Source organism: Emticicia sp. 17c, assembly GCF_037153985.1.
Taxonomy (GTDB): domain Bacteria; phylum Bacteroidota; class Bacteroidia; order Cytophagales; family Spirosomataceae; genus Emticicia.
This window is the reverse complement of the sequence record NZ_JBBAYI010000007.1, coordinates 150,767-175,380: the sequence shown is the minus strand read 5'-3', so window position 1 is coordinate 175,380 and position 24,614 is coordinate 150,767. Positions and strand designations below refer to the sequence as shown.

General features: G+C 39.7%; 21 protein-coding genes. 6 read left to right on the top strand and 15 right to left on the bottom strand.

What is annotated here, in order from left to right:
* Nucleotides 1-14 precede the first annotated feature (14 nt).
* The 9 genes from rpsC to WAA15_RS14810 all read right to left on the bottom strand — a co-directional run bounded on the left by rpsC (nt 15) and on the right by WAA15_RS14810 (nt 6,182).
* A complete protein-coding gene (rpsC, locus tag WAA15_RS14850) occupies nt 15-872 on the bottom strand; it encodes a 30S ribosomal protein S3 (RefSeq protein ID WP_337043578.1) in 858 nt (285 codons plus the stop codon).
* Nucleotides 873-956: 84 nt separating this feature from the next.
* Nucleotides 957-1,301, bottom strand: a complete 345-nt coding sequence (gene rplV / locus WAA15_RS14845; RefSeq protein ID WP_337043577.1) for a 50S ribosomal protein L22 — start codon at nt 1,299-1,301, stop codon at nt 957-959.
* Nucleotides 1,302-1,321: 20 nt separating this feature from the next.
* Nucleotides 1,322-1,600 carry a 30S ribosomal protein S19 gene (gene rpsS / locus WAA15_RS14840; protein ID WP_116982338.1) on the bottom strand — a complete coding sequence of 93 codons (279 nt, stop codon included), beginning with the start codon at nt 1,598-1,600 and terminating at the stop codon, nt 1,322-1,324.
* Nucleotides 1,601-1,628: 28 nt separating this feature from the next.
* A complete protein-coding gene (gene rplB / locus WAA15_RS14835; RefSeq protein ID WP_337043576.1) occupies nt 1,629-2,453 on the bottom strand; it encodes a 50S ribosomal protein L2 in 825 nt (274 codons plus the stop codon).
* Between the two features lie 76 nt (nt 2,454-2,529).
* The gene (gene rplW, locus WAA15_RS14830; RefSeq protein ID WP_337043575.1) at nt 2,530-2,817 is read right to left on the bottom strand and encodes a 50S ribosomal protein L23; all 288 of its coding nucleotides are present in this window, start codon (nt 2,815-2,817) and stop codon (nt 2,530-2,532) included.
* Nucleotides 2,818-2,850: 33 nt separating this feature from the next.
* The gene (gene rplD / locus WAA15_RS14825) at nt 2,851-3,477 is read right to left on the bottom strand and encodes a 50S ribosomal protein L4 (protein WP_337043574.1); all 627 of its coding nucleotides are present in this window, start codon (nt 3,475-3,477) and stop codon (nt 2,851-2,853) included.
* Nucleotides 3,478-3,577: 100 nt separating this feature from the next.
* Entirely contained in the window at nt 3,578-4,198 is a 621-nt protein-coding gene (gene rplC / locus WAA15_RS14820; protein ID WP_337043573.1) for a 50S ribosomal protein L3, read from the bottom strand.
* A 985-nt stretch (nt 4,199-5,183) separates the two neighbouring features.
* On the bottom strand, nt 5,184-5,330 hold the full coding sequence (locus WAA15_RS14815; protein ID WP_337043572.1) for a hypothetical protein: 147 nt from the start codon (nt 5,328-5,330) through the stop codon (nt 5,184-5,186).
* A gap of 18 nt (nt 5,331-5,348) precedes the next feature.
* A complete protein-coding gene (locus WAA15_RS14810; RefSeq protein ID WP_337043570.1) occupies nt 5,349-6,182 on the bottom strand; it encodes an RHS repeat domain-containing protein in 834 nt (277 codons plus the stop codon).
* Between the two features lie 282 nt (nt 6,183-6,464).
* Here WAA15_RS14810 and WAA15_RS14805 point away from each other — a divergent pair, with 282 nt between their 5' ends.
* Entirely contained in the window at nt 6,465-8,303 is a 1,839-nt protein-coding gene (locus WAA15_RS14805; protein WP_337043569.1) for a sensor histidine kinase, read from the top strand.
* A 35-nt stretch (nt 8,304-8,338) separates the two neighbouring features.
* The gene (locus WAA15_RS14800; protein ID WP_337043568.1) at nt 8,339-9,001 is read left to right on the top strand and encodes a response regulator transcription factor; all 663 of its coding nucleotides are present in this window, start codon (nt 8,339-8,341) and stop codon (nt 8,999-9,001) included.
* A gap of 153 nt (nt 9,002-9,154) precedes the next feature.
* Here the strand turns inward: WAA15_RS14800 and WAA15_RS14795 are convergent, their stop codons facing one another.
* Entirely contained in the window at nt 9,155-11,872 is a 2,718-nt protein-coding gene (locus tag WAA15_RS14795) for a hypothetical protein (RefSeq protein WP_337043567.1), read from the bottom strand.
* 171 nt (nt 11,873-12,043) lie between these two features.
* On the opposite strand from WAA15_RS14795, the gene mnmE reads away from it, so the two are divergent.
* The 3 genes from mnmE (at nt 12,044) to WAA15_RS14780 (ending at nt 17,223) form a co-directional block, all read left to right on the top strand.
* The gene (mnmE, locus tag WAA15_RS14790) at nt 12,044-13,414 is read left to right on the top strand and encodes a tRNA uridine-5-carboxymethylaminomethyl(34) synthesis GTPase MnmE (RefSeq protein ID WP_337043566.1); all 1,371 of its coding nucleotides are present in this window, start codon (nt 12,044-12,046) and stop codon (nt 13,412-13,414) included.
* Between the two features lie 320 nt (nt 13,415-13,734).
* Complete coding sequence (locus WAA15_RS14785) at nt 13,735-14,163, top strand: hypothetical protein (protein WP_337043565.1); 429 nt, start codon at nt 13,735-13,737, stop codon at nt 14,161-14,163.
* Between the two features lie 501 nt (nt 14,164-14,664).
* Nucleotides 14,665-17,223 carry a TonB-dependent receptor gene (locus WAA15_RS14780; protein WP_337043564.1) on the top strand — a complete coding sequence of 853 codons (2,559 nt, stop codon included), beginning with the start codon at nt 14,665-14,667 and terminating at the stop codon, nt 17,221-17,223.
* An 89-nt stretch (nt 17,224-17,312) separates the two neighbouring features.
* Here WAA15_RS14780 and WAA15_RS14775 read toward each other — a convergent pair whose 3' ends face one another.
* The 5 genes from WAA15_RS14775 to WAA15_RS14755 form a co-directional block, all read right to left on the bottom strand.
* On the bottom strand, nt 17,313-18,002 hold the full coding sequence (locus WAA15_RS14775; protein WP_337043562.1) for a 3-keto-disaccharide hydrolase: 690 nt from the start codon (nt 18,000-18,002) through the stop codon (nt 17,313-17,315).
* Nucleotides 18,003-18,042: 40 nt separating this feature from the next.
* The gene (locus WAA15_RS14770) at nt 18,043-19,230 is read right to left on the bottom strand and encodes an FG-GAP repeat domain-containing protein (RefSeq protein WP_337043561.1); all 1,188 of its coding nucleotides are present in this window, start codon (nt 19,228-19,230) and stop codon (nt 18,043-18,045) included.
* Nucleotides 19,231-19,266: 36 nt separating this feature from the next.
* Entirely contained in the window at nt 19,267-22,119 is a 2,853-nt protein-coding gene (locus WAA15_RS14765) for a PVC-type heme-binding CxxCH protein (protein WP_337043708.1), read from the bottom strand.
* A 161-nt stretch (nt 22,120-22,280) separates the two neighbouring features.
* Complete coding sequence (locus WAA15_RS14760) at nt 22,281-22,919, bottom strand: 3-keto-disaccharide hydrolase (RefSeq protein WP_337043560.1); 639 nt, start codon at nt 22,917-22,919, stop codon at nt 22,281-22,283.
* A 69-nt stretch (nt 22,920-22,988) separates the two neighbouring features.
* Complete coding sequence (locus WAA15_RS14755; RefSeq protein ID WP_337043559.1) at nt 22,989-24,089, bottom strand: PQQ-dependent sugar dehydrogenase; 1,101 nt, start codon at nt 24,087-24,089, stop codon at nt 22,989-22,991.
* A gap of 353 nt (nt 24,090-24,442) precedes the next feature.
* Between WAA15_RS14755 and WAA15_RS14750 the strand changes: the two genes are divergently transcribed.
* A complete protein-coding gene (locus WAA15_RS14750) occupies nt 24,443-24,604 on the top strand; it encodes a hypothetical protein (RefSeq protein ID WP_337043558.1) in 162 nt (53 codons plus the stop codon).
* Nucleotides 24,605-24,614: the final 10 nt, after the last annotated feature.

Below are 24,614 nucleotides of genomic sequence, written 5' to 3'. Positions count from 1 at the left end.
GAAACTTAAAAAATTTATCTCTTATTATTACCTTTATTATTGTTGCGATTTCCGCCACGGTTGTTACGGTTACGGTCTCTGTCGCCGCCTCTGTTGTCATCGCCTCTACCACCACCTCTTCTATCATCACGTCCGCCACCTCTACGGTCATCGCGTCCGCCACGTCTATCAGATGCTGATGCACCACCTTCGCCACCTCTTTCATTAGCCGGAGATTGAGCACCACCTGCTGGAGTCAAATCACGTTTACCAAATACTTCGCCTTTGAACACCCATACTTTAATACCGATTTTACCGTATACTGTAAGGGCTTCTGATACTGCATAATCAATATCAGCACGAAGTGTATGAAGCGGGATACGTCCTTCTTTGTACATCTCGTTACGGGCCATTTCGGCACCTGCCAAACGACCACCCAATTTCACTTTGATACCTTGCGCACCAACACGAACAGCGGCTTGAATTGCTTGTTTCATGGCACGGCGGTAAGAGATACGGGCTTCAAGTTGTTGAGCGATTGATTCACCAATCAATTTAGCATCCAACTCAGGGCGTTTGATTTCGTAGATGTTGATCTGAACGTCTTTGCCGGTCAGTTTTTTCAACTCTTCTTTAATCTTATCTACTTCATTACCACCTTTTCCGATTACAACACCTGGGCGTGCTGTATGGATGGTAAGCGTGATACGCTTTAAGGTACGCTCGATAACTACTTTCGAAATCGCGCCTTTTGGAATACGTGCTGCCACGTACTTACGAATTTCTTGGTCTTCGACAAGTTTTTCGGCAAATGTTTTGCCACCATACCAGTTAGATTCCCAACCTCTGATATAACCAAGTCTAAGACTGACAGGATTTACTTTTTGTCCCATTACTTATTATTTTCTTAGGTTTTACGACTTCATCGTCGTAGTAAGTGATGCGATACGAGTAGTATATCGTTCGCTTATTAATAATTAAACTGCACTATCAACTACAATAGTAAGGTGATGTGAACGTTTACGGACTCTGTACGCACGGCCTTGTGGCGCAGGTCTTAAACGTTTAATCATACGTCCACCATCTACAAAAATTGATTTCACAACTAATTCTGCGTCTTCAATTTTCTGGTCTTCGTTTTTTTGTTGCCAGTTAGCTACTGCTGATAACAAGACCTTCTTGATAACAGGTGAAGCATGTTGAGGCTGAAAGCTCAATATACCTAGCGCTTGGCTTACCTTTTTACCTCTGATCAGGTCTGCTACCAGTCTTGCCTTACGTGGCGAGGTAGGATAATCACTTAATTTTGCTACTGCTTCCATTTTTTACAAATGTACAATTATTATCTTTTTCCTTTATCTTTCTTTGCGATGTGTCCACGGAAGTTACGGGTTGGGGAGAACTCACCCAATTTGTGTCCTACCATGTTATCAGTTACATATACCGGAATAAATTTATTTCCGTTATGTACTGCGAAAGTATGTCCAATGAAATCAGGAGAAATCATTGAGCGACGCGACCATGTTTTGATGACTGACTTTTTGCCTGAGTTGTTCATGTCAACAACTTTTTTGTCGAGGCGGTAATCAATATATGGTCCTTTTTTTAATGAGCGTGCCATAAATACTTATCTATATTCTTTATTTTGATTATTTACTTCTTCTAGAAACGATTAGCTTGGTTGATGGCTTCGTTTTATCACGGGTTTTCTTACCTTTAGCTAGTAAGCCATTACGTGAACGAGGGTGTCCTCCCGATGCACGGCCTTCACCACCACCCATTGGGTGATCAACTGGGTTCATAGCAACACCTCTTACTCTCGGACGTACACCTAACCAGCGTTTACGACCAGCTTTTCCGTAAGTTACGTTCATGTGGTCAGCGTTTGATACTGTTCCTACTGTTGCAATACAAGTAGCAAGTACCATTCTCATTTCACCTGAAGGCATTTTCAATGTTACATATTTGCCATCTTTCGCCAATACCTGAGCGTAGGTTCCTGCGCTACGTGCCATTTGTGCACCTTTGCCAGGGTGAAGCTCGATATTGTGAACAATTGTACCTAGTGGCATGCTACCTAGTGGAAGCGCGTTACCAATTTCAGGAGCAACTGTTTTACCTGCGATGATTGTCTGACCTACTTTCAAGCCTTGTGGGGCAATGATATAAGCCTTTTCGCCGTCAGTGTATTGCACTAAAGCGATACGTGCCGAGCGGTTTGGATCGTACTCGATAGTTTTTACTTCAGCCGAAACATCTACTTTGCTTCTTTTGAAGTCTATGATACGATATCTGCGTTTGTGGCCACCACCGATGTAACGTGCGGTGCGGTGTCCTTCGTTATTACGACCACCGGTTTTCTTAATCGTGATTGTCAGGCTTTTCTCTGGTTTACTTGCCGTAATTTCAGAGAAATCAGGAGCTACACGATGACGTTGGCCCGGGGTGATTGGTTTTAATTTCTTGATACCCATTTTTACTTAATCTTTTGCAGCCTTTGAAGGCTATACCTGAAATTTAATGATGGAACGACTCTCAGCGAATCGGTTCTTATAAATTTTCGTAGAAATCAATCATTTCTCCTTCTTTAAGCGTTACAATTGCTTTTTTGAAAGTAGATGTAACACCTGAAGATGCTCTGCTACGAGTCATTCTTGATTTCTTTTTACCGATTTGACGAATGGTGTTTACGTCAGTAACTGATACACCGTACATCTTTTCGACAGCCTTTGCGATTTCGATTTTATTCGCATCCATTGCCACTTCAAACACAAACTTGCCTTTAGCAGTGCTTTTTTGTGTTTTTTCGGTGATGATTGGTCTTTTAAGTACGCTCATTTTTTTATTTTATTAGCAAAGCTATTGCAGCTTTTAATTCAATATTGATTCAATTTTTGACAAAGCACCTTCGCTAATGATTAACTTATCAGCATTGATTAAGTCATAAGTACTTACTTCGTCAGCACTCAAAACTTTAGTTTTAGGAATGTTACGAGCTGATAAATACACATTGCTATCGTAAGCAGGCAAAATGAAAAGTGTCTTGCTTCCTGTTAATGACAATGCACCCAAAAATGTTAAATAAGATTTTGTCTTTGGAGAGTCAAAAGTAAAGTCTTCAATAACTGAGATGTTATTCTCTTTGGCTCTGGCTGAAAGAACTGATTTACGAGCCAATACTTTAACTTTTTTGTTCAATTTGAAATCGTAATCACGTGGAACTGGCCCGAATACACGACCACCACCTACGAAGGTTGGAGCTTTGGTTGAACCGTGACGTGCACCGCCTGAACCTTTTTGACGAACAATTTTCTTGGTTGAACGTGCAATTTCTGCTCTTTGTTTTGCTTTGTGCGTGCCTTGACGCTGATTAGCCAAATAGTGTTTTACATCTAAGTAAACCACGTGTGTGTTTGGCTCAATTCCGAAAATATCGTCTGACAATACTGCCTTACGACCTAAGTCTTTTCCGTCTTTGCTTAATACTGATAATTCCATTTTTGCTACCGTTTTTTTCGATGTCGTTCGGTATCGACCTATCTGATTAATAAATATTGATTGAGCTACTCTACTATGATGAGTCTCACTCAATCATTTCTTATTTATGTAAAGTAATAAAAGTGTTTTTCGCACCCGGTACTGAACCACTAATAACGATTAAGTTCTGGTCGGCCAATACTTTTAAAACTTTAAGGTTTTGTACGGTTGTACGGGTGTTACCCATGCGGCCAGCCATACGAAGACCTTTGAATACTCTTGATGGGAATGAACAAGCACCGATTGAACCAGGGTGACGACCGCGGTTGTGCTGACCGTGGGTTTGACCACCAACACCACCAAATCCGTGACGTTTTACTACCCCTTGAAAACCACGACCTTTTGAGTTGCCACTTGCATCTAGGAAATCACCTACTGCAAATACATCTTCAATACGGATGGTATCGCCAAGGCTGTATTCTTTTTCAAATTCTTTGAACTCTACTAATTTGCGTTTAGGCGTTGTGCCAGCTTTTTTGAAATGACCTACTAACGGGCGGCTAGTGTTTTTTTCTTTTTTCTCGCCGTAACCTAATTGAATAGCTTTGTAGCCATCTTTTTCTTCAGTACGAACCTGAGTTACAACACATGGGCCTGCTTCGATTAAAGTACATGGTACTGCTTGACCTTCTGCGTTGAAGATAGTTGTCATTCCAACTTTCTTTCCGATAATTCCAGACATGGTATTTTACGCTTTATTTTGCTATTATAACCTAATTTTGAATCTTCTTCTGCCAAATTGTCATTCGGCGTCCGAACGGGGGTGCAAAATTCCCAAAAAAAATGCACTATTACAAACTTCGGTCAAAAAATTATTTACTATTTCCAGAGGTTGGCTACTGCCAACTTGTTCATTACACTGCAAACCCTCTGGCCAGAGCCACGTGGGTAAGGTCGCAAAACTAAAAGGTGCAGGATGATTCCTTGTTGCCTTGCAGTGATTCCTGTAAAATTTATAGCTTTCGGAGACTGTTTCTGAATTATTTTACGAAACTAGTTCGCAAGTGTGGTTACAGTCAAAGTTAAATTGGTTTCCCGAATGATTCGAGACTTCATTTAACCAAATGAGAAGTGCTCCGTTTTTTAATTGAGGTGCAAAGATACAATTCTTTTTTTTGCCTGCAAAATAATACTAAAATATTTTTCAATTATTTTTCTCGTTATCAATTGGTTAGGAAAATCATCGGCCCCCGTTTTGTTATAAAAGAAACTTGCTGTTAACCCAACAGAAAGTTTTATAAAAATGCTGTTTTGCGGTATAATACACAATACACCTAAAAGTTGTTTCAGCAGAGGCAAATCTGAGATGATTATCTGTCAGTTTTGGGGTATATAAACGTACCATTTCTTGAGCCACCTACTCATATTTCCGGTTTTTCTGTTGGGTTTTCTGGCGTTAACAAACATTCACAAATCATTAGGAAAATCTTAACACTATCTCGTAGATACTTATACTAGTTTTGAAACTTACTTATTTACAAATAATACATTTATGAAAAAGCATTACAGTTTGTTCATGTAGTGCCTTAGTTATGTAGATTTTACACAAAACTCTGGCACTTCTGCCCTTCATTCATTGACATGATTGGCACATTACCCACAACAAAGCCCGTGGTTAAACGGGCTTCTGTTTATTGCAAACTATGTTTTGAGTGTATCGGCGAGCATTATATTCTCTTTTTAGGTGGCGTCGGCACTGAAATGGTTTTGCCATCAACCCTAACTTTTTTCAAGTTTTTCTTTTTGGGGTCTGGTGTTGCTAGCGTAGCAATGGCACAGCTTAATAAAACAATTATGGTAAGTATCTTTTTCATGCGTGAGTCTGTTTAAAATTAATTGCAATTAGTATAAGTAAAGAGGTCTACGAATTTCTGACCAGAGATTTTTTCTTCAGATTCTCTTTTAGTAATGAAGCCATTTGAGTTATAGGTATGTTTTATATTTACATCCCAGTAAAGACGAGACTTAGATGTAAGTTTATCCCAGTTTTCGTCATATTGCGTATAGGCTTGGCCAGACGTAATTATTGCACCAGAAGGGCTGAGGTTAAGCGGAACTGAATATATCAAATCACTAGTAAATAACTTGGGGTCAAACGGATGCCCCTTAATTACCATATCATAGCTTTTTTTGCTTTTATCTGTTTCATAGCTTTTTATCATGAACTCATCAAGAATAGTGTTCCCGCTGCGCACAACAGACCTTGAAAATGCCCCATTTGGCCCATTATATTCGTAATTTACATTTAAACCATCCTGAAGAGTAGTATAACTTGTAATACGTTTTTGAGCATCCATTTTAACAGTAAATTGTTCATACATTTTTCCGTCTGGGTCTTTAAAGTCAATTCGGGTTAATAACCCGTTACTATCATACAAATAATTATCAATGTAGCCTTCTGTATTGGTAACTTTCAGCAAATTACCTGCGGTATTGTAGTCAAACTTCATTGTTATATTTTGTGGCTGGCCGTTGTCGTCTTTCCACATATATTTTATTTCGGTCAGTTGATTATTTGCACTAAACTTGTAGTCATAAGTGCTGCCGTCGTCATAAGCAAGCCTTTGAATCATACAATCTTTACTTACGGGGTCTTCGGGGGTGGCTGTTTCGGGCTTACAAGCAATGGCGAATAAAATAATAAAAGCGTAGATGAGTTTTTTCATGGTCATGAAGACTGTTTAATGAATGAAATTTTAAGGGTAATATTGATAAATAAGCTATTTACTTTACGGGTATTTTATTGTTTAGTTGGGGAGTACTAGGGTTATGGTATCAATTTTTTAGTTTTTTTTCAGAAAATTCACCCAGATGTATTAATTTCCGCTGAATTCTGAGCTATGCCAGCCTTTCAGAAAACTTCAAAATTGAATGGGACAAAATTCTAAAGAAATACTACCCCGTTCAATAAGGCAATTGCCCTATTTTTAATCTATAAATAGCCATAAATGAAGCTACCCTTACTTTATTTGTTTATATATAGTGTGTTTTTTTCGTGTAGTGCTTTAGCTCAGCATCGTATTGATTATTTCAGAGATGAAAGCAAAGCGTTATCGGGCCAAGCCATTGCAAAGCAGGCGTTCGGGTCATTACCCGATAATCTTATTAATTTCGGACAAGACAGTGCTAATCATTGGCTGAGGGTATCTATCAGCAACCATAGTAATACCTACAAAAAATACTATATAGAAATTGGCTTTGTGTGGTTCGACTCTGTGTTTTTCTACAAGCAGGATTTAACACTTATAAAAGCCCTTAACTGGCAGACACCTTTTACTGAAAGGCTGTATCCGCACCGGAATTTCATCCTGCCTGTTCTACTAAAGCCATATACCGATACCACCGTTTATGCCCGATTTTACAAAAAAAGGATGCTCATAAAAGGTGAGGTGAGCGTAAGAAACGAAGCCGATTTTTTTGCGTATAATATTTTTGACACCAGCTATTATAGTTTCTTTACAGGCATTGTGGGCATTGTTTTTTTGTTTTCGATAGTTATCTTCTTTACAAACAAAGACAGGGTTTATCTGTATTATGCACTATACATCCTGTTCGGGCTGGGTTATACACTTACAGGGGCGGGTTTTTTCCTGCCTTTTTATCAGCAGGGTATCGGATTTATTTCAGGTGCTGAACTCCGCAACTGGATGCTTTGGTTCTCGCTAGTGTTTCTGGTACTTTTTATTAAAAATTATGTCATGGGTGGGCATACATTCAGCCGAACCAATCGCATCATCTGGCGAATAACACTTGGCTTATTACTTCTACTGATTCCGCAAAGAGCAGCCCTTACCTATTTTCAGGAAACCACTGGTAGCCAGCCCTACGCCTTGCTGGTTGTTATGATATGTTGTTTTTTACTTACCATCGTGTTTAGTTTTTATTTTGTTGTGTATAGCTATGTCCGAAAGATTAACACCTTGCTAGCCAAAAATTACCTCATTGGTATTACACCTTTCTTTGCTTTTGGTGTTTTATCCTACTTCCGTACGTTTGAATTTATTGAACATAGCTGGCTGCTCGACCAGAAAGTACAGGTAGCTTGTGTGGTGTTTGACATTGTTGTGTTGATGTTTGGCTTAAGTATTCGTTACAAAACACTGCGGGAAGAAAAAGAACAACAAGCCCGACGCGCTCTTGAAAATGAATTAACGCTGCAATACGAAAAAGAACGTATCAGCCGTGACCTCCACGATAGTGTAGGGTCTCAGCTTACGATTGTTGCCACCAGCCTCGACACAGCTACTTATCTGGCGCATAAACAAAAACTGGAGCCTCAGAAACTCGAAAAAATCAATGAAAATGTACGTATGGCGGTACAGAGTCTACGTGACACTATCTGGGCAACGCACCAGTCGGCTATTAGTCTGGATGATTTCGACAAACGCTTACGTAATTATGTATTAAATGCCATTGATGACAGGCTTGACACAGCCATTCGTTTTTCATTAGACTCCCCCAACACCACCATTAGCTCAATGCAAGCCATTAACCTTTTCAGGGTTATTCAGGAGGCTATCCAAAATGTATTGAAACACGCACAAGCCACACAGCTTACTATTAATTGCCAACAAACCGAAGGAAAAATAAGTCTAGCTATTCAGGATAATGGCATAGGTATGTCTGAAACTCAAACCCAATCGAACGAATCTTACGGAATAAGGAATATGCGTAACCGGATACAAGAAATTGGCGGCCAACTAAGTATACAATCAGCAGCAGGTTGTGGTACTACTATTAGCATAGAATTGCCCATTTATACGACAAATGCCGTATTGAACAACTAGCAAATAAGGCATTAATTTGTAAAAATATTATTCGTATGAATATTATCAGCATCGGTCTTGTAGACGACAACCCTGTATTATTAAATAATATCAGCGAAAACCTTTCGGTTTTTGAAGAGTTGCACATTGACTTTAAGGCTATAAACGGCCGCGATGCACTGGATAAACTCATGGTATATCAGCCCGATGTTATTCTGATGGATATTGAAATGCCTGTAATGGATGGCATTGAGGCAACCCGCGAAATAAAGCACAAGAACCCGTTACAGAAAATAATAATGCTTACGGTGCTTGACCGTGACGACAAAATTTTTGAAGCCATTAAAGCTGGAGCTTCGGGGTATTTACTGAAAGACGAAAAGCCAAGTAAAATTCTAAAAAGTATTGAAGAACTAATGGACGGTGGCGCACCGATGTCGCCGATTATAGCAGCCAAGATGCTTGATATACTCCGTAAACAAGATGCCATTAAGGAAACAGAAGCTCAGTATTTATCGCCACAATCGTTTAATTTATCTAAAAGAGAAATTGAAATTCTGGAAAAAATTGCCAGTGGTTTAAGCTACACGCAAATAGCCGACCGTCTTTTTATCTCGGCCAGAACTACCCGTAAGCACACAGAAAATATCTATCGTAAACTACACGTACATTCCAAACTAGAAGCCATACAAATGGCTCAGAAAAATAAATGGATATAATTCGGCTTGTCAAATCCATGTGTCGGCACAACCCATTCAATTAAAATACCACGAAATATCACTTAGACCAACTAGCCTTCAAAGACGGAACGTTTTATGGATAGGGTTCTCTTGATTCAACAGATTAAAGAAGCACTTGGCAAGTAATATTTTCTATTTCAATTTTACCGACCATACCTCAAATCGGGTCTTGTTAGTGTTATAGATAAATAACTTGTTAAAAGCCTCAGAGTACGAGAGCGCAGGCAAAGCCGTAGCAGGAAGAGGCTTGTCGCCTAGCATTCTACCCTTCAGGTCGAACAAAGTGTTGTTTTTTCCATCAAAAATGCCAACAAAACGCAAATCGTTACCTAAATCAAAATAGCGCAACTGTGATTTCATAAAATTGGTACTGCCTATTTCCAGAATAGAATTCCCTTGTTTGTTCATGATAATGAGCGAAGTAGGTGTACGACGAACAATTAGCCAATCTTTGTGGTTTTGGTCGAAAATCACTTCAAAAATGGTAGCTTTATCAGGTCGTTCAAGCTGAATACTGGCATTTTCCAGCGAATTTCCGTTCATATCTACTTTCTTTATTTCGCCGGTTTCCGATATAAGCGTAATAATTGAGTTTTTGCCCTGCCCTTCTTCAATAACCATCTCAGAGGGCCTAGTATTTAGCGGAACCTTCGGAAAACCATGCAGAAAAGGCCCCTGCTCATAAATTACGTTTAGCGTACCATCTTTTTGTAAGATGGCCAGATAAGTATTATTCTTAAACTTAACCGGATGAATACGCATAATATCAGCAAAACTTACAGGTGTTTTTATACGATTAATTTTCTGGGTTTCTTCGTTTATCATATAAATGTTACCACCGGCATCTGCTACGTATATCTTGGTTTCGCTAGCGGCTACGGCTTTTATTGAACCATTAAAATCAATATCAGCATAATTGGCTATCAGCCCTGTTTTGTTTTCTCTTGTAAAAAACAGAAGTTTGTCGGCAGTTGTAGCCAGATAATGCAGCGTACCATTCTGAAAATAATCTGTCGGTAAGAGGTACGCACTGGTAAGTGGCTGCCCCAGAGGTATTTTATTGATTTCTTTCGCGCCATTGCTCAACAATACGGCCTGAGTATCTGTATTTTGCAACAAAATTTCTTCAGATGTATTGTAAGCATTTTTTATAATAAAAGGTTTACCCACAAACGCCGAGCTTATACTAAGGCTATCTTGCAGAAAGAAACGGTTAATTAAGACTTCTTTTTGAGTCTGGGGTATTTTTTCAATCAGGAACTTCGTCCCGAAAGTATTATTCACCACAAAGTTTTCGACAGCCACAAACCGTAAAGCCTTTGCTCGTTGTTCATGTTTAATGGTAGTGTTCTGCCACTTCTGAGGCAGTGAGTAATAAATATTATTCCAGATTCTTTGCGGGCTAATAATAGCTGTAACTTGTGCCTGTGGGCGTAATTTCTTGATAAAATCGGTATAGATATTTGACTTAGCCCACGTTTGCCCAAAATTCAGGTTATTAAGGTATTCCCTCATGGCGTCATCGTCACTAGCCAGAATCATGTAGTCACCAATCTGGGTATAATAACAATCAGCAAACCCCCTGAAAACAGAACCGAACAATAAGGCTGGCAACTGGCTTATTTGTATTTTCCGAACGTAGTTGTTGAGATAACTAAAAGGCACAGGCTTAAAGTAAGACGATAGTTTTTCGGCATTATCGGCCAAGTCATCAAATGAGTTCAGGGCCTCGGCGGGGTCTTCGGTTTTAATGAGTAATATTTTTTTAGAAGGCTCGTCGGCTGTTGTTTCCATTTCGCACAACACCACTTCGTTTTTCAAAATTGAATAAAGGTCTGTGAGGTTAACATTTAAAAAGCGGTTCAGGCTATCTCGTTCAGCCAGCAAAGCCTGTTCATTTCCTTTGAAGTAATTATTAAAGCCCTGAATAAGTTTATTTTTGTTTCTGAAACTGATACGAAACGTAATGGCTGTATTTTCGGGTATCAGATTAGTACAAGTGAAAGGCTGTGGTACCTGTTGACTAAAAATACCAAGAAACGGAATTGTGCTTGTTCCCTGTGAATAAATATAAGCCGAAACCGTATTTGGAATCTTTTGTTTTTCAAAAACAATATCAGGGTTTCTGGGGGTAATATTACCAAAAAATTCGATGAGATTGGGTGAAAGTTGCGACGGCAGAATATCAGCCACATCTTGCAGGTTACGGCTTTTAAAGTAAATATGGGCAGTACCTCTTCGGCTTTGCTTAAAAGGAACACTCTCGATAGAAACCCCCGACTTAATGCGGTTCGCTACTTCTTCAATCAGGACTTTTGAGCCACTACAAATCAGGAAGTCGTCATGCAAAAAAAAGTTAAACAGCAATTGGTTATTAACGGTATACAATTCTTCAATTCTAAAGCCCTTGTAAGTACGTACATAGGCTTTTCTTTTTTCGGGGTCAGGTTTAGATAAACGATTCAGGAAATCACTATCGCCAAAAGCTCCTGCCGGAATGTAAAGAATATATTCAAGATTTTTTTTAGTTTCCCTGTGTAATGAATAAGTAATAAGTTTTTTCTCAAGAAATTTTTTAGCAGTTTCGTCATTATCAATGCTTTGCGCAACGATTTTAAGTGGCTGGAGGGCATCATAAAAAAACGGTATGTCGGCCAGTTGTGTTGAATCTATGCCTTTTTTATTAAATAGTGAGTGTTGAATCTGCGAACTTTCAACCACTAAAAAGGCGTTATCTGGAATGTAATTCCAGGCATCTTTACGGGGAGCAAACCAGATGCGATAAGCTATGTATAGCGCTACCAGTGCTAACAGAGCATTGATATACCATAGGTACCTAGATTTTATCATAAGAAAGCAACGTAATTCAGTTATAGACGGCGTCAACAGCTTGAACTACTTTTAAGACCAAAAGTTTAGAAGTAGATTTGCAAAAGTAAACAAATTTTCATCAAAATTCCTTGAAATCAGCCCAATTCGTAAGATTTTAATGATTAAAAGGCCTGTTTTCAATCAGAAATAATGGTTCAGTTAGATACTATATGTGCCTTGGCCACACCACAAGGTGTTGGGGCTATAGGAGTAATCAGGATTTCGGGCGAACGTACGCTGGAAATTGTCAACAAGATTTTCAAAGGAAAAGATTTAACCAATGTTGAATCACATACGATTCATTTTGGCACTATCAGAGACTACACTGATGACCCCAAAGGCAAGGTCATTGATGAAGTATTGCTGTCGGTTTTTAAAACTCCACGCAGTTTTACTAAAGAAGATGTAATCGAAATATCGTGCCATGGCAGCGACTATATTATAAAGTACATTCTGAAACTCCTTATTCAGAATGGTTGCCGGATGGCAAAGCCTGGCGAGTTTACCCAAAGGGCATTCCTGAACGGACAATTCGACCTTGTACAAGCCGAAGCTGTTGCCGACCTGATTGCGGCCGACTCGGAGGCTGCACATAAAACAGCATTAAACCAAATGCGCGGAGGATTCTCGACACAACTAAAAGCCTTGCGGGAAGAATTAGTACATTTTGCCTCACTAGTAGAACTCGAACTGGACTTTGGCGAAGAAGATGTCGAATTTGCTGGACGCGACGATTTAAAGCAATTAATATTGAAAATTCAGAATTTTCTGAAAAAATTAATCAACTCTTTTGATGCAGGAAATGTAATAAAAGAAGGTATTCCGGTAGCCATTATTGGCCCACCCAATGCCGGAAAATCTACGCTGCTCAACATCTTGCTCAATGAAGACAAAGCCATTGTAACAGATATTGCCGGAACTACACGTGATGTAATTGAGGATGTTCTTTTTATTGGTGGCATCAAATTCCGTATCATTGATACGGCAGGTATCCGCGAAACCAGAGATGTGGTAGAAACCATTGGCATTGAACGCTCAAAACAAGCAATGGAAAAGGCAGAAATTATTATTTTGCTATTTGAAAATGCTATCGATCAGCAATTTTTATCTAATAGCTTTGCCGAGACAATTCAACAAAAAGAAGTAATCTGGGTAAGGAATAAGATTGATTTGGCAGGTGCTTTCAATTCATCAGAAACTGCCGCCACCCCCATTGGCACCATTCATATTTCAGCCAAAAATAATATTGGTATCGAAGAGTTGGAGCAGGTTTTAGTAGCTAAAGCCAAGATAAAGAAACAATCGGACACCATGCTTACCAATCTGCGCCATTATGAACACCTCGTAAAAGCCCATGATGCGCTTGCAGAAGTATTAAAAGGTTTAAGTATAGGTATCACCGGAGATTTTCTTGCACAGGATATTCGCTTATCTCTCTACCATTTAGGCGAAATTACCGGACAAATCACAACAGACGACTTACTAGCAAATATTTTTAGCAAGTTTTGTATTGGAAAGTAATTACGTTTTATTAAATAGCTTACTTTGTATTGTTTCTATTTTAACTCTATTATTGATGTATTTACAAAATAAAATATAATTAAGTACCATAAAATAACTTTATTTGATTCATACTAAAAAAACTTCATTTACTTTATTTTCTAATATAATCTTCTCACTAATTGATTAGAAGCGGTGGAGATTTAGAATTTACTTTTCATCAACATACTGGCTATGCTAGTTCTGGAAGCGTTGACTGAAAATTTCACCCATGCTGTTCAAATTTTGAAAAAGATGTATATCAAAAACTAGGCATGAATTCTCGATAATAAACATTAACTATGAGATTATTTGTATCAAAGAAATATAAAGCAAAACACCAATTATTAGCTCGTTGTTATAATTCTAAAGATAACAACAGTTTCCCAACAATTGATGAATTAAAAATTCTTCTAAAAACTGATGAGAAGATCATTTTAATGATAGGGCATGAACTACAATCAAACGGGCATGTTCATGTACAAACTTATACAAATCCACCTCGCATTTTGTGCGCGCCAGAAGGTGCTAACGCATATTTTCAAGAATATTATTTGAATCAAGGTTGGGAGAATTTCAAAACAGATGCATTCAAGTTAGTACCCATAATTTTAAGCTTATTAAGCCTACTACTAAGCATTGCCAATTACATATCTAATAATAAGCAACAAGTAAAACTAGACTCGCTAGAAAAGCAAACAGAACAGGTTCAAAATAAAGTTAGACCATAATGTTTTCTTAAAAACAGGCATGAAACTTAAATCTTCATATTAATTGTACCTTATTTGTACCTCAACTTTATAATTTATTAATAATCAACTATGTTGATTATCAAGAAACCGCCCCACAAAGGAGAGTCAATTATTTGAGTTTTCAGAGCAGTTAAGGCAAAACTGGCTTCTGTCTTAAGGTAATACCCAACGGGTTACCTTAATAAATTACCATCACTCAATAAGGCAGTTATTATGATTAAATTATTGCGATAGGGCGATAATTTAGCCTTTTACCAACTTGATAACTAAAAACTTTTTGGCTTCATAGGCACATTTTTTTTCTTATAAACTAGTATATCTATATATTTAATATTCTTATTTAAATAATCTATATAATTATATCAATAAAATATCTATTTATTAGTCTACTTATTTGGTAGATTAAATATGATTATTTTATATTTGCAAACCTTAGAATCAATAAATAAGCATCCGTTATAACAAAATAACAATTCTATTATGCAGAAAACTTTATTATTTATCCTCGCAATTATTTATTCGTCTCAAATAATTGCCCAAGACAAACCCACTATTAACGCTACCATTTCGGGTAAAGTTGTGGATGCTATTACTAACGAAAATCTGATAGGCGCTACTGTTTCGATCAAAGGAACTACCAATGGCGCACAGACCGATGCCAACGGTGAGTTTAAACTCATCACAGGCCAGAAACTACCATTTACCCTTGTAGTGAGCTATATTGGTTATCAGAAAAAAGAAGTTATCATTAATGAAGCTACTGTTGAAATTAAACTTGAGCCTTCGCAGAATCAGCTTTCTGATGTAGTTATTACGTCTCGTCGCCGTCAGGAATCTGCCCAGAACGTACCCATTCCTATTTCTATCATCAGAGGAGTTACCGTAGAAGATGCAGGGGCATTTAATGTAAACCGCCTGAAAGAATTAATACCTACTGTACAATTGTATGCTTCAAATGCCAGAAATACTACCCTGAATATTCGTGGTTTAGGCTCTACATTTGGTTTAACTAACGACGGTATCGACCCGGGTGTTGGTTTTTATGTAGATGGTGTTTATTATGCACGTCCGGCAGCTACGGCCCTTGATTTTATTGATATTGACCAAGTTGAAGTTTTAAGAGGGCCACAAGGAACGCTCTTCGGAAAGAACACTACTGCCGGAGCTTTCAATATTACTACTCGTCAGGCGAGTTTTACACCGAGTGCAAGTTTTGAGTTGAGCTATGGAAATTATGGGTATATTCAGGCTAAAGGCTCATTAACAGGGCCTTTGAGTAAAAAACTGGCTGCCCGTATTTCTTTTACAGGTACGCAACGTAATGGGCTGCTATTTAATGTACACACCCAGCAATATATCAATGATATAAACAATTTAGGTTTAAGAGGACAACTTTTATATACTCCAACCGACAAAATCAAGATTACTTTTATAGGCGATGTAACAGACCAGAAACCTAATGGATATGGATGGCCAGTAGCTGGTGTTGTTACAACTCAACGGGCTGCTTACCGCCAGTTTAATGCAATAATAGCAGACCTGAACTATAAACTACCTTATTCAGACCCTTTTGAAAGAAAAGTTGATTTAGATACTCAATCTAAAGCAGATAACTATTTTAGTGGTCTTTCGGCTAATGCAGATATTAAAATTGGTAACGGAACACTCACTTCAACCACTGCTTACCGTTTTTGGAGATGGGTTCCTCTAAATGACCGTGATTATACCGGCTTACCAATCTTTACAATTTCGTCGGGTAATTCAGTACACGAGCAATGGTCGCAGGAAATCAGATATTCCGGCAATATTTCATCAAAAGTCAGCGGTGTTATTGGAGCATTCGGTCTTTGGCAAGACCTGAAATCTGACCCTGTACAGACAGAAGAGGCAGGTTCAGCCCAATGGCGTTTTGCACAAAGTTCAACCAGTGCTTTATGGAAAACCCCGGGTTTGTTTGATAATTTCGGTATCAGAACAACCAATCGTATCCAGAGTACTGGGCTAGCCTTATTTAGCCAGATTGACTGGGCAGTTTCTGACAAAATACATTTGCTACCGGGTATCAGATATAATTACGATAAAAAAATAGCCGACTATAAACGTGAAACATACGGAGGCTTACAAACAACAGACCCTGCCCTGATTGCCCTTAAAAACGGCGTTTATACCAATCAGGCCTTTAACACTACTGTATCGGAAGGTAACTTTTCGGGCCAGTTAACTTTACAGTATAAAGCCAATGACAAACTAAATGCCTTTGCCACTTACTCGGTTAGCTACAAGCCTGTTGGGGTAAACATTGGTGGATTACCAACTGCTAGCGGACAGGTATTGATCGATTTGGCTAAAGTAAAACCAGAGTTTGTTACTCATAAAGAAATCGGGATTAAAACCAAGCCCTCGGCTAATTCTATCCTGAATATTACGTTCCATAATACAGATATTAAAGATTATCAGACTCAGGTACAGACACCTGAACCGGGTGTAAACAGAGGTTATCTGGCCAATGCTGAAAAAGTAAGAGTAATTGGGGTTGAGTTAGATGGAAACATCCGATTAAACAATCACCTGACACTTAATGCCGCCCTTGCTTATACCGATGGCAAATATGTATCATTCAAAAATGCACCCGTACCGTTAGAAGAAGTAGGTGGTGCGCAAGCCTTCAAAGACGTTTCGGGCGGAGCGTTACCGGGTATTTCGAAATGGGCTGGTTCGTTAGGTGGCGAACTAACTACCAAAGGTGAGTTTATAGGCTTAAAAGGAAATTACTTTTTAGGTGTTGACGGCTTCTTCCGTTCTAAATTTTCGTCAAGCCCATCTCCATCTAAATACCTGAACATTGATGGTTACGCCCTGTTCAATGCACGTCTTGGTTTCAGGGCCTCAAATGGTATTACATTCTTTGTATGGGGCAGAAACCTATTTAATAAAAACTATTTTGAACAATTGTTAGCGGCTCCGGGTAGTGCGGGTAATTATGCGGGTATTCTGGGTGACCCCCGTACTTACGGTGTAACCCTAAGATATACTTATTAATACACACTCACATTTAAAATAAACAAGAGCCGGAGTTGTCTCTGGCTCTTGTTATGTTTCAGGTGTTTATTGCTAATGGCTAAAGATTTTTAAAGCCTCCTTACTCTTACATTACGAAAATAAACTTTTTGTCCGTGATGTTGCAACATAATATGCCCTTCTTTATATGCCTGAAAACGTGGGTTTTTGCCATATTTACTTCTGATAATTAACTCTTTTACCGCCTGACTTCCTATTTCAAAATCAAGTACTTTAATTCCATTCAGCCAATGTTCTACATGACCATTCTTATGAATCAATCTGGCTTTATTAAATTGCCCGATAGGCATCAGTTTTTTGTTCATAGGCCTTATCAGGTCATATAATGACCCCGCTGAACGTACGGCAGCCGTATCATTAAAATATTTATCATCCAGTATCTGAATCTCAAAGTTATCAAGCCAGTTAGGGCTGTTACCATGATTAGAAACCATGGCTTTATCTTCTTGTAAATGGAAAAATATACCAGAGTTTGCCGCTGTGTCAACAGCCCATTCCAGTTCTAGCTCAAAATTCCCGAACTGTTCTTTCGTAACAAGGTCAACATTTTGTGTTTTTGTTACTGTTTGCAGACTACCATCTTTTATAATCCAGATTCCCTCGGGAAATTTATCCATTTTATACCCCCTCAGACCATCTGCATTTTTACCATCAAAAAGGCTTATCCATTTACTAGGGGTCTGTGCAAAAGATACCATGCCGTAACACAGCACCACCATTAAAAGAATAATTTTTTTCATTGAACTGCTATTCAAGATCATCATTTTAGATTAGAGTTTTTTATCTTTTCATTATGTTTTCAAACAGAAATACGCCATTTTTATTTGAAACAACAATGTCGATTTTTTTATCTTTGTTCATATCCTGTGCTACTATATTAAGCCCTGCACCCGAATCGTTATCAATTACATATTCTTTCCAGTAAGGGGCTTTACCGGGTGTAAACTCAAAATATAGTAGATAAGGGGCATCGGCATCGCCGGGGTCACGGCCATGATGCGCCAGAAATCTTTTTCCGGTGATGTACTCTTTTTTACCATCGCCGTTTAAATCAGCCATGATAGATGAATGCGTTTGCGCAGTCGTATTACTCATTACGTGTGTAACGAAATCTATTTTACCGTCTTTTTCTACCTGCTCATGAAACCAGATACCCAACGCATGTGCTGAAGCACTTACAACATCGTTTTTACCATCACCGTTTACATCCAGAATCTGCATGTGAGAACAAGGCTCGCTTATATTAGCCGGATGAAACACCCAGTTACCCGCCTTGTTATTTTTGGTGCCTTTAAACCAGCCTTCACGCACAACCACATCTTTAATGCCGTCTTTATCAATATCGCCATAGCCTATGCCATGCGAAAAAATCTCGGTACCCGGCACATTCTCCTCACTAAGCGCGTGGCGTTTCCATTCGGTTTCACCTTTTTTGGTTGGTGCTTGTAGCCATATAATCTGTTTTTTTGCCTTATCTCCGCAAAGAATATCTAGCCTGCCGTCATTATCAATATCAATAAACCCCGGCGATTCGTTTGAAATCCCTACCGAGTCTGCAATAATATGCTTAGCCCAGTAACCAGGCTTGTTTTTAGGGTTTTCGAACCAGAAACCTGCTTTTCCCGGAAAATCGATAATCACTACGTCGTCCCACCCATCCAAATTAACATCCATACCCAGATTCAGAAAAGATTCGCTATATTCTTTACGTGGGTCAAACGAACGCGAGGGAGACATTTCGTGGCGTTTCCATGTAGGGGCTTCAAACCAATAGTAACCTGCCACAATATCCAGTTTGCCATCTTTGTTTAAATCGGCTACGGCTACCCCTTCCGAAATAAAATCACCTGTAATTTTCGTTTTCTTGAAATCCGATGAAGTCTGACTGAAAGCAACACTGGCAAGACCGCAACTCAGCAATATGGTTGAGGCTATCCTCCGCTGCTTTTTATTAAGTATTTTATTCATTTCTTTCTTGTTTTCGGTTCCTGATAATTTCCTGAATTAATGGCTGGCTTCCTCGTTATTATGCATATTGTGGTCGTGGCCAGGCTCAAGTATCTTACTGATAAGCATCTGACTTTCATGATTCTGCGCTGACTTTACCTTGCCCAGACGGCCGTCCAAATCTTTTAATAAACCTTTAGCCTCCGAGGTATTCAACGAACCTGTACGCTGAATTGCATAATTCAAGAACTTAGGTAGTTTTGATTTTTCTGCCATCTGCAAAAAACGCTTCGCATCAATTGTTGCCAGAGGTTCGGCCGCATACCATACAATTAATGGCAGATTATGGTCTGTTTTATCAATGGCTTTCTGAGTTAAGGCCTCTACAACTTCCCATCTTTGAGATGGGGCAAGACGCTGCATGGCCGAAGCCAGATATAACCTTACCAAAGCCGAGTTATCGGTTTTAGCCATTATGCCGAATTGCTTCATGGTTTCGGACGAAACCATTTTGTTCTCGGCCAATAACTGAATACTCCAGCTTCTTACATACTCATTAGGATTCGCCAGCAATGCTACCAGTTCTTTCTCGGTTAAGCCTTTTGTAACATGAAGCGCCCACAAAGCCCTTAGTTTTCGGGTTACATCAGGATTTTTGTAAAGAATTTCTTTTAATGCTTCATGCACCTGCTGATTCGGCCCACGTTCTTGCAAGATATTTCTTGCTTGCCGCACATACCATTCGTTTGAGTTTAGCTGATAATTTACCAGTTCGGCGTTGGTAGCTTTCGATAAATCTACCTGCACCCATTTATCATTTTCATGACTGATTTTAAAAATACGCCCCATAGTTTTATCATGCACATCGGGGTTAGAGCTATGGCACTGGTTTTTGTCGTACCAGTCAATAGCAAATACCGAACCGCTAGGGTCATACCGGAAGTTGAGCCATTGCGACCACGAATCGTTCATGATAATAAAATCCTTATTATGAGAAGCCACATAACCCGAGCCTGAGCGCGTCAGTTGGTCGACGTTCATCCTTGCTCCGTTGATATTGTTCATGAATATTTTATTGCGGTATTCGGCAGGCCAGCTACCGCCCAGATACAACATAGCACCGGCATGCGCGTGCCCCCCACCTGCTGCACCAGACCTGAAATTACCTGCGTGGGGGCCTCTGTCGCCCAGCCAATGGCGGTGGTCGGCAATGGTTGTGATGTCGTCATAGATGTAAGGGTTAAAATGTTTGCCCGCCTGACGAAAATAACGCGCTCCCTGAATGATATGATACATGTGTGGAATTACACAGGCCGTAATGAAAGGATGCCCGTAATCATTAAAATCGAGCCCCCACGGGTTACTTGACCCTTCGGCAAATACTTCAAACTCATGTGTTGTAGGGTGATACCTCCACACACCCGCATTGAGTTTAATGCGTTGGTCGTCAGGAGTACCGGGTTTACCTACTTTTGAATGCGTAAATACCCCATGCGTACCATAAAGCCAGCCGTCAGGGCCCCAACGGAAACTATTCAGTACCTCGTGGGTATCTTGTGTTCCCCAGCCATCGAGCAATATTTGTGGTGGGCCAGCGGGTTTATCGTTGGCAGCATCCAGCGGGATATACATAAAATAAGGTGCTGCGCCAATCCAGACTCCCCCCATGCCTAGTTCAATTCCACTCACCAGATTCAGCCCCTCCATAAATACTTTTCGGCTGTCGAGTGTACCATCGCCATTGGTATCTTCAAAAATCAGGATACGGTCACGGCCCTGCCCTTCGGGTGCAGGCACAGGATACGTATGCCCCTCAACTACCCATAGCCTGCCACGCCAGTCGATAGTAAAGCAAATGGGGCGAACGATGTCAGGTTCAGCAGCAGCCAAAGTTATTTTAAAGCCTTTAGGTACTGTCATGGCTTTGGCTGCCTCAATGCCCGATAGCCCGGCATTAAGCACGGGGTCGAGCGGTGGCAGAATAATAATATCTTTTTGTTTGAGTTCGTTCGGGAAATTAGGGCGAGTTGGGTAAAACCTGAAATCATCAAAGTTAATGTGCGCCCATTTATCGTTCGGAATATAAGGTATTTGCGAAATACCTGTTTCGTTATCAACAATACGAATAAAAATGTTTTTGTTCAGATAAGGTCTTAAATCGACCACAACTGGCTGAAGGGTAGCTCGCCCCTGCCCTGTTGAATGAAATATTACTTTTTTGGTATCGGCCAATACAATTTCTACGCGGGTATCCTGTAAGGCTCCGCCCGATACTTTAAAGGCTGCATACGGTTGGGTTACTTTAAACGAAGCTGAGGTTAAAGTACCAATTAACTGATAATTACTTGTGCCACCACTACTCAGAAAATGCTTGCCGTCAAAGCCAATGCGCATATCTTTTTCATGCACCGGCGATGGGTCTGACCTAAAAATCGGGTTAGCAAAAGCATTGCCTGTGGCTGTCCAGTCTTTTAAAGTACCCGTTTCAAAGTCCAGATTAAGCGGCTGTCCATCTTTTACGGGCAGTTTTCCGGCCACTGTTACTTCTGAAATCGGCCCGTCAACTACCTCAAACTTGCCAACCATTCCGGCTGCTCTATGCCCGGGCACAGTACAATAATAGGTATCACTTTTTTCGGCTTTAAAAATAATGCTGGCAGTCATGCCTTTTTCGGCTACTGCTTTACTTTTAATACCAGCTTTCTCAAGGGCAATGTCGTGGGTCATTAATTCCGTATTAACGATGGTTATACGTACACGGCTGCCACGGGTTGCTTTCAATGTTGGGTTTCGGGTACCGTCTTTGGCAAAATAGCCTAGCATACTTGTTTCAAGTACATATTCATGGTCTATTTTGGTAGTATCCTGCAAAGGCTTGGTTCTGAACTTCCCGAAGGTATCAGACACCATAAACGTAAAAAAGAGTAAAACCAGACTTACATGGGATTTTTTCATAGGTAATAGGTTGAATATAGTTGAATAAAGAGTTACAGTTTACGGTTTAGTCAGAAGCAGTTTTTTAGGGTATTGCGTATTTGTCAGGAAAGGGTAAAACAAGGTGGCGAAAGTTTTCAGGGGAGTTCCTGTAAGGTAACGTCTTTGAACGCTACTTGTGCGGCTCCGCCGCCATGAATCTGAAAACCAATTAAGCCAACCTGCGGAATACTTGTGTCAGGTTCGGTGTAATCAACGGTTTGTTTGCCGTTTACATACAAGCGGATATGCCGTTTTTCGGCTCTGATTTCATAATCGTTCCAGTCATTCTTTTTAATCCAGCTTAATACCTGTATTGAATCGGGGCGAATAAGTGTTTTATTACGCCGCGATTCATCATAAAGGCCACCCCAGAAGCCTTCGCCCCAGTCGGCCTGATAGCCCTCCATCTCATAAGGCGGATTTACAAGGCGTTTACTACGAAACTGAATACCCGAATTAATGAATCCCTCGGTTCCGGTTAGTTTAACTTTCAGTTTCATAATAAAATTGGCATAAGTTCGTGTAGTACAAAGGAAATCATTATGAGGCACTACTTTCTCGGTTGAGCCACCAATGAGCATACCGTTTGCAATACGCCACGTATGAAGGGTGTCGCCCTCCCACCCTTTAAAAGTTTTTCCATCAAAAAGCCGAACTGTGTCAGGGGGAGACTGGGGAACAAAACTCATCATAATAAGACCGATGAGCATAGCAAAGAAGAAAAGAGATTTCATGAGAATCCTGTTTTAATCAATCGGGAAACCTCCTGCAAGAAGAGGCTCCCCGATTGAATGTATCCTATATTATTTTTTAGGAACTAACTTAAGCAATAAGCCGGGGCTTTCGGTAACTACATATAAATAGCCTTCAGGGCTTTGTGCTACATAACGTACACGGCCAATATCTTGCAATAGTTTTTCTTCTTTTACATAGGTAGCATCGGCCAGTTCAACACGTGCCAGATGACGAAACGCCAATGCTCCTACCATCAGGTTTCCTTTCCATTCAGGATAACGGCTGCTGGTAACGATGGTCATTCCGCATGGCCCGATAGATGGCACCCAGTAACGCACCGGATTCTCTACTCCTTCCATTTCCTTAAACTCTGTCAGAATTGTGCCATCATAATTGATTCCGTAAGAAGTTTTAGGCCAGCCATAGTTTTTACCTTTCTGAATCAGGTTTAATTCATCGCCACCTTTAGGGCCATGTTCTACTGCCCAAACGCGGTCATGAGCCGCATCGTATACCATTCCTTGCGGGTTGCGGTGGCCGTAGGTCCAGATAGACCCATGCGCACCCGCCTGATTCACAAAAGGATTATCTTTCGGAATACGTCCATCGGGGTAAATACGGTGAATTTTACCGTGGTCGTTGTCTAACTCCTGCACTTTAGGTTGTGTACCTCTTTCACCAACGCTGATATACATATAGCCTGCTTTATCAAATGCAATACGGCTTCCGAAGTGGAAATCAGCCTTTAATGCTGGCATAGCAACAAATATATCCTTTTTTTCAATTAGCTGGTTACCTTTCAGTTTAAAACGGGTTACCGCTGTTGAGGCTCCTCCTTCCATTGGTTTGGCATACGAAATGTAAATCCAGCCGTTCTTTTTATAGTCGGGGTCAAGCTGAATATCAAGCAAGCCACCTTGCCCACGGTTAAATACTTCGGGTACACCTGACAGTTTTTCGCCTGTAAACTTATCGTTCTTGAAAACAAGTATTTGTCCGGCACGTTCAGTAACCAACAATCGGCCGTCAGGCAGCCATGCCATACCCCACGGATTCACCAAGCCATCATACAGTTTCTCTGTGGTAAAGTTTTCGCTACTATTTTGTGCAAACGAGAAACTTGCAATTGTAAGAAAAAAGGAAAGAATTAATAAAGATTTTTTTTTCATTGTAAATGAATCAATAAGGGAGATTGGTTTAAGTATTAAAAATTAGTACGAAGCAGGGTTATCAATACTCCGTTCTCCCAAAGTTATTAATTCTTCTATGAATTTTCAGTACAAAATTTTTATTTTTCTAAGAATTTATTGACTGTAATCGGCTCAAAAACAGCCACATGGCACGAACCCGAACCTTATAAGAATACCAAAGCACCCGTTTATTTAGCTAAAAAACAGGTTTTTTTTGAGTGCTGTGCCGACTGTTTTAAAAGGCTATAAAATTCAGAATAAAAAAATTAACATATTACTGTGATTTTATAGCATGCCGCCCGAATAATTGAGCAAATAAAACATAATCATTTATGCGAAAAATTTATAAACAATTAAAGTTATTGATGGCTGTTTTGCTGGTTATCATCATTATTACTGGAGGGTTCAATATTACCATTACCCGAAATTATTATTATAACCCTGCTACCCACGAGTTACAAAAACAGGAAACCAGTATAGCTTTTGAGAGATAAAACTAAAAAC

Bases quoted from the DNA above. Each gene is read 5' to 3' on its own strand.
- rpsC (WP_337043578.1), bottom strand. From the start codon at position 872: ATGGGACAAAAAGTAAATCCTGTCAGTCTTAGACTTGGTTATATCAGA.
- rplV (WP_337043577.1), bottom strand. From the start codon at position 1,301: ATGGAAGCAGTAGCAAAATTAAGTGATTATCCTACCTCGCCACGTAAG.
- rpsS (WP_116982338.1), bottom strand. From the start codon at position 1,600: ATGGCACGCTCATTAAAAAAAGGACCATATATTGATTACCGCCTCGAC.
- rplB (WP_337043576.1), bottom strand. From the start codon at position 2,453: ATGGGTATCAAGAAATTAAAACCAATCACCCCGGGCCAACGTCATCGT.
- rplW (WP_337043575.1), bottom strand. From the start codon at position 2,817: ATGAGCGTACTTAAAAGACCAATCATCACCGAAAAAACACAAAAAAGC.
- rplD (WP_337043574.1), bottom strand. From the start codon at position 3,477: ATGGAATTATCAGTATTAAGCAAAGACGGAAAAGACTTAGGTCGTAAG.
- rplC (WP_337043573.1), bottom strand. From the start codon at position 4,198: ATGTCTGGAATTATCGGAAAGAAAGTTGGAATGACAACTATCTTCAAC.
- WAA15_RS14815 (WP_337043572.1), bottom strand. From the start codon at position 5,330: ATGAAAAAGATACTTACCATAATTGTTTTATTAAGCTGTGCCATTGCT.
- WAA15_RS14810 (WP_337043570.1), bottom strand. From the start codon at position 6,182: ATGAAAAAACTCATCTACGCTTTTATTATTTTATTCGCCATTGCTTGT.
- WAA15_RS14805 (WP_337043569.1), top strand. From the start codon at position 6,465: ATGAAGCTACCCTTACTTTATTTGTTTATATATAGTGTGTTTTTTTCG.
- WAA15_RS14800 (WP_337043568.1), top strand. From the start codon at position 8,339: ATGAATATTATCAGCATCGGTCTTGTAGACGACAACCCTGTATTATTA.
- WAA15_RS14795 (WP_337043567.1), bottom strand. From the start codon at position 11,872: ATGATAAAATCTAGGTACCTATGGTATATCAATGCTCTGTTAGCACTG.
- mnmE (WP_337043566.1), top strand. From the start codon at position 12,044: ATGGTTCAGTTAGATACTATATGTGCCTTGGCCACACCACAAGGTGTT.
- WAA15_RS14785 (WP_337043565.1), top strand. From the start codon at position 13,735: ATGAGATTATTTGTATCAAAGAAATATAAAGCAAAACACCAATTATTA.
- WAA15_RS14780 (WP_337043564.1), top strand. From the start codon at position 14,665: ATGCAGAAAACTTTATTATTTATCCTCGCAATTATTTATTCGTCTCAA.
- WAA15_RS14775 (WP_337043562.1), bottom strand. From the start codon at position 18,002: ATGAAAAAAATTATTCTTTTAATGGTGGTGCTGTGTTACGGCATGGTA.
- WAA15_RS14770 (WP_337043561.1), bottom strand. From the start codon at position 19,230: ATGAATAAAATACTTAATAAAAAGCAGCGGAGGATAGCCTCAACCATA.
- WAA15_RS14765 (WP_337043708.1), bottom strand. From the start codon at position 22,119: ATGGTGTCTGATACCTTCGGGAAGTTCAGAACCAAGCCTTTGCAGGAT.
- WAA15_RS14760 (WP_337043560.1), bottom strand. From the start codon at position 22,919: ATGAAATCTCTTTTCTTCTTTGCTATGCTCATCGGTCTTATTATGATG.
- WAA15_RS14755 (WP_337043559.1), bottom strand. From the start codon at position 24,089: ATGAAAAAAAAATCTTTATTAATTCTTTCCTTTTTTCTTACAATTGCA.
- WAA15_RS14750 (WP_337043558.1), top strand. From the start codon at position 24,443: ATGCGAAAAATTTATAAACAATTAAAGTTATTGATGGCTGTTTTGCTG.